The sequence below is a fragment of the Williamsia limnetica genome, assembly GCF_003217475.1.
GTDB lineage: Bacteria > Actinomycetota > Actinomycetes > Mycobacteriales > Mycobacteriaceae > Williamsia > Williamsia limnetica.
Genome location: NZ_QJSP01000005.1, coordinates 134,716 through 147,437, shown reverse-complemented (window position 1 = coordinate 147,437; position 12,722 = coordinate 134,716). Strand labels below are relative to the sequence as shown.

15 protein-coding genes are annotated in these 12,722 nt (G+C 64.8%); 10 read left to right on the top strand and 5 right to left on the bottom strand.

All coding sequences use genetic code 11. The features are described 5' to 3' along the window. Nucleotides 1–9: 9 nt before the first annotated feature. Entirely contained in the window at nt 10–390 is a 381-nt protein-coding gene (locus tag DFR67_RS09955) for a nuclear transport factor 2 family protein (protein WP_110469548.1), read from the bottom strand. A gap of 182 nt (nt 391–572) precedes the next feature. Here DFR67_RS09955 and DFR67_RS09950 point away from each other — a divergent pair, with 182 nt between their 5' ends. The 4 genes from DFR67_RS09950 to DFR67_RS09935 all read left to right on the top strand — a co-directional run bounded on the left by DFR67_RS09950 (nt 573) and on the right by DFR67_RS09935 (nt 5,058). Further along, nucleotides 573–1,253: a GntR family transcriptional regulator gene (locus DFR67_RS09950; protein ID WP_110469369.1), complete on the top strand. Its 681-nt coding sequence runs from the start codon at nt 573–575 to the stop codon at nt 1,251–1,253. Nucleotides 1,254–1,353: 100 nt separating this feature from the next. Beyond that, nucleotides 1,354–2,742: an allophanate hydrolase gene (locus DFR67_RS09945; protein WP_211324991.1), complete on the top strand. Its 1,389-nt coding sequence runs from the start codon at nt 1,354–1,356 to the stop codon at nt 2,740–2,742. Then, the gene (locus tag DFR67_RS09940) at nt 2,739–3,458 is read left to right on the top strand and encodes a cysteine hydrolase family protein (RefSeq protein ID WP_110469368.1); all 720 of its coding nucleotides are present in this window, start codon (nt 2,739–2,741) and stop codon (nt 3,456–3,458) included. Before DFR67_RS09945 ends, DFR67_RS09940 begins: the two co-directional genes overlap by 4 nt. 13 nt (nt 3,459–3,471) lie before the next feature. Further along, nucleotides 3,472–5,058 (top strand): SulP family inorganic anion transporter, encoded by a 1,587-nt coding sequence (locus DFR67_RS09935; RefSeq protein ID WP_110469367.1) that lies wholly within the window; start codon nt 3,472–3,474, stop codon nt 5,056–5,058. 76 nt (nt 5,059–5,134) lie between these two features. Here DFR67_RS09935 and DFR67_RS09930 read toward each other — a convergent pair whose 3' ends face one another. Beyond that, on the bottom strand, nt 5,135–6,379 hold the full coding sequence (locus DFR67_RS09930) for a L,D-transpeptidase (protein WP_425451265.1): 1,245 nt from the start codon (nt 6,377–6,379) through the stop codon (nt 5,135–5,137). 400 nt (nt 6,380–6,779) lie between these two features. Between DFR67_RS09930 and DFR67_RS09925 the strand changes: the two genes are divergently transcribed. Together DFR67_RS09925 and DFR67_RS30770 are read left to right on the top strand one after the other, a co-directional pair. Next, nucleotides 6,780–7,433, top strand: coding sequence for a M23 family metallopeptidase (locus DFR67_RS09925; protein ID WP_245937856.1), 654 nt, complete (start codon nt 6,780–6,782; stop codon nt 7,431–7,433). 34 nt (nt 7,434–7,467) lie between these two features. Further along, on the top strand, nt 7,468–7,617 hold the full coding sequence (locus DFR67_RS30770; RefSeq protein ID WP_168176696.1) for a hypothetical protein: 150 nt from the start codon (nt 7,468–7,470) through the stop codon (nt 7,615–7,617). Nucleotides 7,618–7,633: 16 nt separating this feature from the next. Here DFR67_RS30770 and DFR67_RS09920 read toward each other — a convergent pair whose 3' ends face one another. Both DFR67_RS09920 and DFR67_RS09915 read right to left on the bottom strand, forming a co-directional pair. Continuing rightward, nucleotides 7,634–8,521 (bottom strand): sulfurtransferase, encoded by an 888-nt coding sequence (locus tag DFR67_RS09920; protein WP_110469366.1) that lies wholly within the window; start codon nt 8,519–8,521, stop codon nt 7,634–7,636. A gap of 142 nt (nt 8,522–8,663) precedes the next feature. Then, entirely contained in the window at nt 8,664–8,912 is a 249-nt protein-coding gene (locus tag DFR67_RS09915) for a DUF3263 domain-containing protein (RefSeq protein ID WP_110469365.1), read from the bottom strand. A gap of 220 nt (nt 8,913–9,132) precedes the next feature. On the opposite strand from DFR67_RS09915, the gene DFR67_RS09910 reads away from it, so the two are divergent. The 3 genes from DFR67_RS09910 (at nt 9,133) to DFR67_RS09900 (ending at nt 11,654) form a co-directional block, all read left to right on the top strand. Further along, nucleotides 9,133–10,023, top strand: a complete 891-nt coding sequence (locus tag DFR67_RS09910) for a universal stress protein (RefSeq protein ID WP_110469364.1) — start codon at nt 9,133–9,135, stop codon at nt 10,021–10,023. A 1-nt stretch (nt 10,024) separates the two neighbouring features. Next, the gene (locus tag DFR67_RS09905; RefSeq protein WP_110469363.1) at nt 10,025–11,026 is read left to right on the top strand and encodes an arsenic resistance protein; all 1,002 of its coding nucleotides are present in this window, start codon (nt 10,025–10,027) and stop codon (nt 11,024–11,026) included. Nucleotides 11,027–11,126: 100 nt separating this feature from the next. Then, nucleotides 11,127–11,654: a hypothetical protein gene (locus DFR67_RS09900; protein ID WP_110469362.1), complete on the top strand. Its 528-nt coding sequence runs from the start codon at nt 11,127–11,129 to the stop codon at nt 11,652–11,654. A gap of 195 nt (nt 11,655–11,849) precedes the next feature. On the opposite strand, the gene DFR67_RS09895 is transcribed toward DFR67_RS09900, so the two are convergent. Then, the gene (locus DFR67_RS09895; protein WP_146240413.1) at nt 11,850–12,419 is read right to left on the bottom strand and encodes a hypothetical protein; all 570 of its coding nucleotides are present in this window, start codon (nt 12,417–12,419) and stop codon (nt 11,850–11,852) included. A 153-nt stretch (nt 12,420–12,572) separates the two neighbouring features. On the opposite strand from DFR67_RS09895, the gene DFR67_RS30765 reads away from it, so the two are divergent. Next, entirely contained in the window at nt 12,573–12,722 is a 150-nt protein-coding gene (locus DFR67_RS30765; RefSeq protein ID WP_170135210.1) for a hypothetical protein, read from the top strand.

Sequence of the window (12,722 nt, the reverse complement as noted above, 5' to 3'; positions counted from 1 at the left end):
CGCTTCGTCTCAGCCCGGCATCTTGTCGATGAACCCGTAGACGGCGGTGATCTTCTCGTCGTCGTCCACGACGGCGACGTCGAATCCGACCACCAACGGGTCGGCGCCCACCTCTGCCACCAGCTCCCAGGTGAACCTGGCGATGTTGTGGTGGGCGTCGAGTACGTCGCCGCGGACGAACAACAGACCGGCAAATTGCTTCTGCGCGCCTGCGATCACCTGATCGATGGCGTCTGCCCCGGTGACCGATGCCAACGGATCGGTGTAGACCCCGTCGGCTGCCCACAGGGCGCCGACCAACTCACGACGAACCTGTGGGTCTGTCTCGTTCCACGCGGTGAGGTACCTCTCGACCAGCGTGTCCACGGTGCTGAGTTCCGCTTGTGTCATCGTCATCTCCTGTTGTCTCGGTTGGTCAACCAATCGTGCTCGCCGGAGGCCCCCCGCGGCGATGACGTCAGAGGTAAGAGTTTGTAGCGAGGCGTGGACTGCGAGGGGCACGAGCGTCCGACTAGGATTGTCGACAAAATCCCCACCGGCGTCAGTGCCCTGACAGAGAGGACGAGATCGGCGTGGCCTTGGCTAGAGGATCGCTCGACGAACAGGGACTTCCGGTCAGCCTGGTCGACGTCGCCGGCCGCCGCGTGCGTGATGCGATTCTGTCGGGCTCGTTGAAACCCGGCGACAAGATCGTCGAAGAGCAGCTCTGCGCGAGTCTGGGCATCAGCCGGGCACCGCTGCGTGAGGCGCTGCGGCTCCTCGGCCAACAAGGCCTTGTCGAACACATACCCCGGCGCGGTTCCCGCGTCACCGAATGGTCACCGCAGGACATTCTGCAACTGTTCGAATTGCGCAGCATCCTCGAGCGGCACGCCATCGAGTCGGCTCTCCCGCTCGCCGACGTCGAGACCGCTCTCGATCCGGTCCGCCAGGCGCTCGATGACATGCGCACCGCGAGTGAGCGCGACGACGACCTGGAAAAGGACGACGCGCATCGTCGATTCCACGCGGCGGTCGTCGGTCTGGCCGGGAATCGTCAGCTGGACATCGCCATGGAGCCCGTGCTGCTCAAGTTGCAGCTGCCGATGGCGATCAATCTGCGCAACGAAGCCCGGGTCCATGACCCGAGCGACGGTATCCGCCGGCACCAGCGGATTCTCGAAGCACTGGAAACCAACGATTCGCGAATTGCGGTCGCTGCAGCCAAAAACCACGGACAACTGGCTTATCTCGGGCTGGAGAGCAACAGCTAACACAAACGACACACAGCCGTTCCGCGGTTGGCACGATTCTGTCGACAATCGACACTATGACTTTCGATGCAACGGCACCGGGCCCTCGATCGGCCCCTCGGTGGCGGAGATCCTGCAGTCCCATGCGAGCGGCAGCGGCTCCCCGACCAAGACTGCGGCTCGGGTGGCCGATGCAATCGCCGCGAGGGGCGACGACGGGACCTGGCTGTCAACGGTGCCGCGGGAGCAACTCCTCGCCGCGGCCGAGGCGATCGAACAACGACCGGGCGCCCGCACCCTCCCGCTCTACGGCATCCCCTTCGGAGTCAAGGACAGCATCGATGTCGCGGGCGTCCCGACCACGCTTTCCTGCCCCGACTACGCCTACATCCCTGAGGCGACTGCACCGGTGGTGCAGCGACTACTCGACGCCGGTGCCCTGTACGTCGGCAAGACCAACCTCGACCAATTCGCTACCGGTCTCAACGGGACCCGAACCCCGTACACGGTGCCGAGGAGCGTGTACGGCAACGAGATGATCTCTGGCGGTTCGAGTTCGGGCTCCGCACTGACCGTGGCCCTGGGACAGGTGCCCTTCGCTGTCGCCACCGACACCGCGGGTTCCGGCCGAGTTCCCGCCGCTCTCAACGGTGTCGTGGGTTTCAAACCTTCCCGCGGGCTGATCAGCACCGTCGGACTCGTCCCGGCGTGCAAATCACTCGATTGCATCACCGTGATGGCCGGGTCCATCGACGACACCGACCGGGTACTCGACGTGGTGGTCGCCCGCGACACCCGCGACTCCTGGTCCCGCGACCGTGGCCCCCGCCACGACGGCCGAACCATCCGGGTGGGCTTGCCCGCTTCCGATGAACTCGACTTCTTCGGCGACGACGAGATGCGAGCCGCCCATCTGGGTTTCCGCGATCGCATCCACCGCACGGAGACGATCGTCGATGCGCCGCTGGCTCCGTTCCTGGCCGCAGGCGCACTGCTCTACTCGGGACCGTGGGTCGCCGAGCGTCTCGTCGAGTTCGCCGACTTCCTTGCAGCAGAGCCTGATTCGATTTTTCCGGTGGTCCGCGACATCCTCCGCAGCGGCGAGGAGTACACCGCCGTCGACGCCTTTGCCGCACAGCAGAAGCTCCAGGACCTCAAGGCCGAGGTGACCCGGCTCTGGGAGGACATGGACGTGCTGGTGGTCCCGACGATAGGTACCACGTTCACCGTCGACGAGGTGCTCGCGCGGCCCATCGACTGCAACACGATGCTGGGGCATTACACGCACTTCGGAAACCTCCTCGACCTCACCGGGGTCGCAGTTCCGGTCGGTCATGCGGCCGACGGCCGACCGCTGAGCGTGATGATCCTCGGGCCGGCGCTGTCCGACGACACGGTGCTCACGCTCGCCGCGAGATTCCTCGACGAACCCCGCAATCCATCCCCGCTGCCCGCCGATGCGCAGCACCACCATCCGGCGTCAACCAACCTCACCCAGGAGCATTCATGACCGAATCCCCCACCGCACCATCCCCTGTCGAGGCAACACCTGGACCGTTCCCGCTGATCGCGGGCAAGACAGCACTCATCGTCATCGACATGCAGCGCGACTTCATCCTGCCGGGCGGTTTCGGTGAAAGCCTCGGCAACGACGTGAACATGCTCCTGAAGGTGGTACCTCCACTGACCGACCTCATCGCCGCCGCCCGCGCGGCCGGGATGCCGGTGATCCACACCAGGGAAGGCCACGTACCCGATCTATCCGACTGTCCACCAGCAAAACTCAGACGCGGCGCGCCATCCAAGCGGATCGGCGACCCGGGTGAATACGGCCGCATCCTGATCCGCGGCGAGTACGGCCACGACATCATCGACGAACTCGCACCCATCGACGGAGAGGTCGTCATCGACAAACCCGGGAAGGGGGCGTTCTACGCCACCGACCTGCAGCAGATCCTCACCGAGGCGGGCATCACGCAGCTGCTCGTCACCGGGGTCACAACGGAGGTGTGCGTGCACACCACCACCCGGGAGGCGAACGACCGCGGATACGAGTGCCTTGTGGTATCCGACTGTGTCGGTTCGTACTTCCCGGAGTTTCAGCGCATCGGCCTGGAAATGATCAGTGCGCAAGGTGGAATTTTCGGCTGGGTCGCCGATTCCGCGGCGGTCATCCCCGCCATTGCCGCTTTACCCGTCGACCCAGTCCCCGCCTCCCAGAGCTGACAGGAACACCTCCATGAGTACCGAAGTCAACGAAAAAGTCCCACTCCCGACACCCGAGCCCGTGAAGATCCCGTGGTGGACCCGCGGTGATACCAACGCTTTCTTCGGCCTGGGATTCAACATCCTGGTGAACGTCTTGACCCTCACCGGGTTGATGATCGGTGTGGTCAGCGTGTCTCCCGGCGACGTGCTGGGAACGGTGCTCCCCGCACTCGGTGTCGCATTGATTCTCGGCAATCTCTATTACACCTGGCTGGCACGACGCCTGGGGCAGAAAGAGAACCGGACCGACGTCACCGCACTGCCGTACGGCCCCAGCGTCCCGCACATGTTCATCGTGGTGTTCGTGGTGATGCTGCCGGTCTACCTGAACACCGACGACGCGATCGCCGCCTGGCAGGCGGGTCTTGCGTGGGCGTTCATGATCGGCGTCATCGTCATGATCGGCGCGTTCGTCGGACCGTACATCCGTAAGATCACCCCTCGCGCAGCAATGCTCGGCACCCTGGCCGGCATCTCGATCACGTTCATCTCGATGCGGCCCGCAGCCCAGATGTACGAGGCCGCCTGGATCGGCCTGCCGGTTCTCGCCATCATCTTGGTCGGCTTCTTCACCAATGTGCGCCTGCCGGGCAACATTCCCGTTGGATTGGCCGCCCTGCTCGTCGGCACGGCCATCGGCTGGGCCGGCGGCTTCATGGATGCCCCGGCTGTCGGCGACGCCGTCAGTGACATCGCGGTCGGCGTCCCGGATCAGCGCTTCGACATGCTGTTCGACGGATTGAAGGACCTCGCACCACTTCTCGGCACCGCGATCCCGCTGGGCGTCTACAACTTCACAGAAGCGATGAGCAACGTCGAGAGCGCCGCCGCGGCCGGCGACAACTACAACCTGCGCAGCGTGCTGCTGGCCGACGGTGCCGGCGCAATCGTCGGTGCCGGTTTCGGTTCGCCGTTCCCGCCTGCGGTGTACATCGGCCATCCCGGCTGGAAAGACGCCGGAGGCCGCGCGAGCTACTCACTCGCCAGCGGTGTCGCCATCGGACTGCTCTGCTTCTTAGGGCTTTTCGGTGTTCTCGACTCGATACTTCCGGTACCGGCGATCGTGCCGATCCTGCTGTACATAGGCCTGCTGATCGGTGCGCAGGCTTTTCAGGCGGTGCCACGGATCCACGCCATCGCGGTGGTCGCGGCGATCTTGCCGAACCTCGCGCAGTGGGCACACGGGCTCATCGACAACGCCCTCGCGGCCGCAGGTACCACTGCAAACGACGTCGGGATGGAGTCGCTCAACGGGGCCGGCGTCGTATACGAGGGTCTCAAGGTGTTCGGCGAGGGAGCGGTTCTGGTCGGACTCGTTCTCGGCACGATGGTCACCTTCATCATCGACAAGAAGTTCCTCTACGCAGCCATCGCGTCGGCCGTCGGGGCGGTGCTCTCGTTCATCGGTCTCATCCACGCGCCTGAGGTCGCGTGGAATGCGGCGCCCGAAGTGGCGCTGGGCTACCTGTTCTTCGGCATTGTCTGCCTGGGCTACTACTTTCTGCCCGGAGGGAAAGAGAGTGTCACGCACGATGATTCGGACGTGATGGCCGAGTAGGCCTCCATGTCGTACCAGGAGTGACAGTGCCCCGACCACGCGGTCGGGGCACTGTTGCTGGTCGCCGAACGATCAGTCAGAGCGCGCTCCCGGCGGTCCAGGTCTCCCAGGGCACGCCCCAGTCGCCGTTCTGCCACAGCTCCAGCGCGGGCCCGCCGGTGTTGCGGACTTCGACGACGTCGCCGGTGACCGCGAGGTCGTAGAACCACTTGGCGTTCTCGGGGTTCAGATTGAGGCATCCGGACGACATGTTGGTGTTGCCCTGCTGAGGAATGGTGTCTTCCAACTGATGTAGGTAGATACCGTCGTTGCTGATGCGGGTGGCCCAGTTGATGGTCTCGCGGTAACCCAGACGTGAGTTGACCGGCAGACCGTACGTGGAGGAATCCATGATCACCGGGTTGGCTTTGTCGAGCACGGTGTAGGTACCCGACTGGGTCCAGAAGTGGATGGTCTTCCCGTTGACCGTCTCGGTCCCGCCCCGGCCCATCGAGGTCGGCATCGTGCGCACCAATTCTCCATTGATGTAGACACCCACCTGCTTGGTGGTGTCGTCGGCGATGGAGACATGCGAATCGCCGATGGTGAACGAGCACATGGCGTCGTCCTGTCCGTAGAGGCCATCACCGAGATCGATGGCGTAGACCATCGCGCGCGCGGTGACCTTGGTGCCCGGTGTGAAGTACTCCCTCGGGCGCCAGTGCACATTCTGGTCGTCGACCCAGTTCCATTGACCTTCGACGGCAGGTTCGGTCTCCACCGACAGTGCTTTCTGTGCGGCCACGCGATCGGTGATCGGCTCGTCGAAGTGGACCACGGTGACCATCCCGACCCCGTAGGTCGCACCATCCCGCATCGCTCCCCCGCCGGTGGTGACGAACGAGGGCATCGTCAGGTTGTTCGGTTCGACGGTGCTGAACGTGCTCGTCACCGAGCGGGTACGACCGGCAGCGTCGCGCGTGGTCGCCTGCAACTGATAGGTCTTGGCGTAGCCCAGGGGGGTATCGGGCTTCCACGCCAATGTGTCGGGAGTCATCACACCGGGGATCACCCGACCCTCGTCGTTGGTCATGACCACGTCGACGAGCGTGCCGTCGACGACACTGACCAACACCGCCCCCACCGGGTCAAAACCGACGGTGGCGGCCGGTGGTTCGAAAGTCACCCGCGCCTCGGGCACCGGCGGCGGTGTCGACGACTTCTGCGTCGTGGACCCTCCGCTTGCGCACGCGGCCAGCGCTGCCGCCAGCGCGCCACCGCCTGCGATGAGCAACCCCCGCCGACTGATCTGACCATCTGAACTCCGATGGCGTTCGGACACCGGGCACGCTCCTCATTCACGACAACCAAGACGCTTTGTAGTTTACGGAAGGTTGACCGGTATGCCGGTTTCCGTGAGACCCGCCTACGGACCGGATAATGTCCGTAGTAACCTTTCCGTGTCCTCGCTGATACCAAAACGTTGCCTCTGACAAAAGGACCTACTTGTGGCTCGACACCGCCTGACAGCACCCGCCCCCTACCTTCAGGCGCCCGTCGCGGCCCCTGCGTCATCGAGCCGCCAGGTCATACCAGGCCTCACGCGCGCCCAGTTGGCCCCGTGGGAGCGTGGCATCTGTCTGACGGAGTCCGTCGCGGAACCAGGCAGCGCTCAACGCAGAGTACTGGTCCAGACCCCATCCGCAAGTCGTGGCGCACAGCATCGCGCCGCACGAACCGGCGTGGTCCCGACGACGGCCAAAGCGGGCGCTGTGGCCGCTGTCGCCGGAGTGATCGGATTGTCTGTGGGCGGGGCCGCGCAGGCTTCCGCCGACACCCCTGCCGCCCCTGTCAACGCCGGGATCCCGGGGCTGCCCGCTCTACCGGCACTTCCTCCGCTGCCCGCGCTGCCGCCGGAACTGACCCTGCCGTCCGACCTGACGCTGCCGGCCCCCCTCGACGACCTGGTGCAGGATCTGCTCCCGCCGGATCTGTCGACCCCCGGCGCACCCACCACGGCAGCTCCGACATCGGGCACGCTGACCTCGGGCTACGGCGCCCGCTGGGGCACCACCCACTACGGGCTGGACATCGCCAACGAGATCGGTACGCCGGTCTACGCGGTCACCGACGGAACAGTCCTCGAATCCGGGCCGGCCAGCGGCTTCGGGACGTGGGTCCGGGTCCTGCAGGACGACGGCACCATCGGCGTCTTCGGCCATGTCGACCAGAGCTTCGTGACCGCCGGACAGCAGGTCAAGGCCGGCGAGCAGATCGCCACCGTCGGTAACGAAGGCGAGTCGACCGGACCCCACCTGCATTACGAGGTGTGGGACACCGACGGCTCCAAGATCGATCCCCAGATCTGGCTGAACAACCGCGGCGTGACCGTTTAGTTTGGCGACGGTCCCGTCCGGGCACGCTGCACCAATGACCTTCCCGCATGAGAACGAAGAGCCCGTCGGCGAGACCGCTGAGAAAGACGAGGAGAAGGACGTCTACGAAGCGGCCCAGGAAGGTGCGGGCGGCGAACGCGATCACGCCGTCGGTGGCAGCGAAGGCACCACCGACGGACAGTGAACGTGCGTGGGCAGATTCAGCTCGGGCGCGGTGATTCACCCGTGACCAGTGGTAGCTCGGGATCAGCCGCCCAGGCGGTCATCGAACCGTCATAGACTGCGACGTCGTCGCGGCCGACGAGCGAGAGCGCCTGAGCCACACCGGTCGCCGCGATTCCCCCGCCGCAGTAGGTGACAATGGTCTTCTCGGTGTCGAGGAGGCCTGCGGCCTCGAACGTTTCGCGGAGTTCTGCGACAGACTTGAAACCACCTTTCTCCGCGTTGAGTACACCCGCAACCGGCACGTTGATGCTGCCGGGAATGTGACCGTTGCGTGCGTAGGTGGTGGTTTCGCCGCGGTAGGTCGGTTCGTCCAGAACGTTGACGAGGATGGTCGAGTCGTCGTCGAGGGCGGCGCGGATCTGCTCGGTCGACCGCAGCAGTTCCGGACGGCGTGCGGCTATGAACTCCCGCGGCGTCGCGGTCGACGGCGTATCGGTGACCGGTAGATCTGCCGCTTTCCATGCTGCGATCCCACCGTCGAGCACCGCGACTTCGTCAAAACCTTCGAGCCGCAGGTGCCACCACAGCCTGGTCGCCCAGAAGCCTGCGGACTGGTCGTAAACGACTACTTTCGCTCCCGGTCCGATACCCAGGGCGCCGGCCGCGTCAGCGAACCGCTCTGAGTTCGGTACAGTCCAGGCCTGCTCTGCGTCGGGGTCGGCGAAATCGGTCAGCAACTCCGCGAAGAGCGCCCCGGGGATGTGTTCGGCTTCGTACGTGGCACGTCCGGATTCGGGAACGTACGGGCCGTCCTTCGGGATCGGCAGGTGGGTGGTGGCGTCGACGACCACCACGTCGGCGTCGTCGAGATGGGACTGCAGCCAGGCGACATCGACCAGTGCGGGCAGAGACTTGTTACTCATGGGGCCTTCCGTGACGATTCGAGATTCGGACATTCCCCCCGCTCGCACGGTAGCGGCCGCCTCGCACTCCACAGGTGAGGGGGACACGGTGGACCCGATTCGACCCGGTTTGTGGCGTGGATTCCCGCGGATACTGCGGGTCCTACGCTTGTTGCTGAGTCGCCAGTCGATCTGTGGCGACCTGTTTCATCGCCGCGAAGGTCGGGCGATCCAGGTCCACGACGGCATCGTCGTCGAGGATCCCGCTGAGCCGGCGGAAGTACTCTCGTTCGCCGATGCCGAACTCGACGAGGATGTCTTCGGCGGTCCCGCCGCCGTACGGGTACCAGCGTCGGGCGAAGTCGAGAATCTCGGCATGCCCGGCCGGTAGGTCATTGCCTGTGATGGTCATACCTCAATTATCCAGCTGTCCAGAGAACTTCGCATCATTGATAGCCGTTTTCTGGTCACAGCGATCAAGCAGGTGAATGGGTGGTGAACTCCGGACTAACGTGATGTGAGCCGAAGCGTGGAGCGGCCACCGGTACTGTCATGTCCAGTTCGGTGAGCGCCGAACACCAGGGATCGCCAAGACGATGACGACACCCGGTCGCCAGAGACGAGGACGTGAGATGAGTACCGACACACGCGCGGTGATCGTGGGTATCGACGGGTCGGAGGCGGCGCTCGGCGCAGCACGCTGGGCCGCGGACTTCGCCGCCAAGAGCGGCTCACCCCTTGAGTTGCTGCACGCCATCCCTCGCCTCGAGTGGTACTTCGCCAATGCGATGGTGTTCAGTCCGGAGGCGCTTGCCGATGAGCTCGCCACGGACGGCGACAAGAAACTCGACGCCGCCGAAGCCGAGATCCGCGCGTCCCATCCCGATCTGCCGATGACGAGACGGATCGTCAACGAGGCGGCGGCCAAAGCGTTCGCGGTGGCATCGGACACCGCCCGGCTCATCGTCATCGGTTCTCATTGGTCAAGTGCAGCAAGTGATCTCATCCTCGGCGGTCACGTCATCCGCATCGTCAACCAGGCCACGTGCCCGGTACTCGTCTGGCGAGAGTCCGAAGCGACGCGTACGGGCAAGCCTCTCCCGGTCGTGGTGGGTGTCGATGAATCCGACAACTCCTTGCGCGCTTTGCGGGCCGCGTTCGCGACGGCCGAAGTTCTCGGAGCGCCACTGACCGTCGCACACATGTGGGAGACCGGCCCCGCCGTCGGCCTCGGTTACGGCGAAGGTCCTGTCGACTGGAATCTGCTGCACCTGCTGCAATCGACGCAGGAAGAGAAGCTGGACGAGATCGTCGCTCCGCTACGCAAGGAGTTCCCCGGCGCCCACGTCCACAAGGTCTACACCGACGTCGGGCCGGCCAAGGGCCTCAAGGATTTGTCGAAAGAAGCCCAGTTGGTGGTGGTCGGCAGCAAAGGCCACGGCAAACTCTCCGGCGCTATCCTCGGCTCGGTCAGCCAGAGCCTCATCCATCATGCGGAGTGCTCGGTCCTGGTGACCCCCTGACGTGAACGGTGTGGTCGACCGGCTCGAACGACACCAGGTAGCGGTCTATCTGATCTCCATCGTCGCCGGCGCCGCAGTAGGTTTGGCCGTCGCAGATTGGGCCGTCGCAGATTGGGCCGCAGTAGGCTGGGCGGCAGCTGATCTCGGCTCCGTCCTCGAGTACGCGATCAATCCGCTTCTCGGGGCGCTGTTGTACGTCACCTTTCTCCAGGTGCCGGTTGCCGACCTCGGCAAAGCACTGCGGGACACCAGATTTCTTTCAGCGCTGCTCGTGATCAATTTCGTGGCCGTGCCCTTGGTGGTGGCGGTGATGTTCGCACTGTTGCCTGCGCAGCAAGCCATTCAGGTCGGTGTGCTGCTGGTATTGCTGTCCCCGTGCGTTGATTACGTCATCGTGTTCTCGGGATTGGCCGGCGGTAGCAGCACCCGCTTGATCGCGGCCACCCCACTGTTGCTCGTTGCCCAGATGGCGTTGCTCCCAATGTTCCTGTGGCTTTTCCTCGGTGCAGAGCTGGCCGACGTCGTCGAGGTGCGGCCGTTCGTGGTGGCGTTCGTGGTTTTGATCGTGGTCCCGCTGGCATTGGCCTGGGCCACCCAATGGTGGGCGGCGCGCACACGGGCCGGCTCCCGCTTCACCGAGGCCGCGAACACCACGATGGTCCCCTTGATGGCAGCGGTGTTGTTCGTGGTCGTGGCCTCGCAGATCCCCGCACTCGACGGCAATCTCTCCGATGTCGCGTCCGTGGTGCCCTTTTACGTTGCGTTCCTGGTGGTGATGGCGCTGCTCGGATCCGCTCTGGCGACTGCCTTCCGTCTCGACACCGGAGGCCGGAGGGCGCTTGTCTTCAGCGGTGCCACCCGTAACTCACTGGTCGTGTTGCCGCTGGCGTTGGCCCTGCCTGCCGGTTTCGAGATCGCCGCAGTCGTCGTGGTCACCCAGACGCTCGTCGAGGTGATCGGCATGGTCGTCTATGTCCGCCTCATCCCACGATTGATCACCTGAGCACGGAAGTTCTACCCACGCAGCGCCTCCTGACCGGCGCCTGATTGAGGTAGCGCACTACGCGTGTGCCGGCACCCGTGCGACGGGCAGGGTTTGCTGCATGGACCTCACGCCCAGACGCCGCGCCAAGTTCAAAGAATGGATCCGCAGATACCTTCCTTGTGAAATTGCCGGAACAGTGGGCGAATTCGGCGGTGCCGCATTGGCGTACTGGACCACCGGTTCGCTGGCTGCCGCTGCAGTTGCCGGGACGGTCGGGGCATCGATCGGCTACTACGCCATCGCATTCGGTACGGCCACCCGGTGTTACCACCGGGCGGATTCCACCCGTCGGGGGGCAGCCCGCGGGCTGGTCTCAGTTGTGCTCGCCATGCGCAGTCTGCTGGTCGAGTTCGGCCCTGCGGAGGCGGTCGACTCACTCGCCGTCCGGCCGTTCGCCTTCTACGTCGGTCCGATAGTACTGGGCAGCACCATGGCCGGCTGGATTGCCGCAAAGTTCGTCGCCGACATCGTGTTCTACCTCTGCACCATCTTCAGTTACGAGCGATTCGGTGCGCTCATCGCCAGAAAACAGACCGACCCCGAGGAGGCACCCGATCGATCCGCTGTTTCGATCACGGTTGCGTGAGGACCTGGCGTCGCCGCGCGAGCTGCCGCGCAGTCAGCGTTCCGGGCTAGGGCAAGCACACGCTGCCAAAGCAATTCTGCTCTGGCGAATTGCGGCAATTGCTGAGAGATGGTCTATCTCCGAGTCGTGGTGCTCGACGAGGACCCGAGACGGGGCACCGAGCACCATCGTCGAGATCGTTACTGCGACAGCAGCTCAGAGTCCGGCCGCGACTGACCACGGAGGGCTGCGACGCGGGGAATGCCGCGCGCAGGCCGCGTGTGGGGTAGCGGCTTGGATGACGCAGGTGTCGCTGCAGCCGATGATGCCTGCCCACACGTTGGTCAGGGCCAGCGTGGTCGCCGGCGGTGTCTGCGCTTGGGAGATGGCGGTGCTGTCGCCGACCACCAGCAGCGCGCGATCGTCAGTGGTCAGCGCCGATAGCCAGGCCGCCGGGTGGGCGTCGTGGAATCCCCAGTGCACTAGTGAGGCTTCGTGGTCATCTTTGTGCGCGAGGTAGGTCAGCGTGATCGCGGACTCGTCGCTGAGGTCGAGAGCGAGGTGACTGGCGGTGGGCAACGGCGCGGCATCGTCGCTCCACCTGCTCACACACGCCAAACCCAGTCCGGCGGGATCAAACGGTCTGATCATGCGGTGATCGATGACCAGCGCTGCGGACGGCACCAGCGCTCCCGGTGCCCGGATCCACTGGCGACTGAAACTGAGTGCCCGATCGCGGCGAGATCCCACATTGTCGCCGGAGGGGCGGCGGGGGCTCGGGCTCATTGCTGCATCTTAGAGCGAGCGCAGCAACTTGCAGTAGCACCAGCGAGTCGCTGCCGGACGGGTGGTGGTCAGTCCATCCTGTGAGTCGGGCACATGAGCAGGGTCGGTAGACGTACGGTGGAGTCCAGAAGCACTCACCACCTGCGAGGACTGATGACTTTTCCTTTCGAAGATGCGGAACCGATCGGTGAGACCGAGGAACTCCGAAAGCAGCTCGCCGTGTACGAGGCGGGTGAGCACGGACACGAGATCAACCGCGGTCACGCACTCGGTGGAACCGAGGGTTCCACAGACGGACAGTAG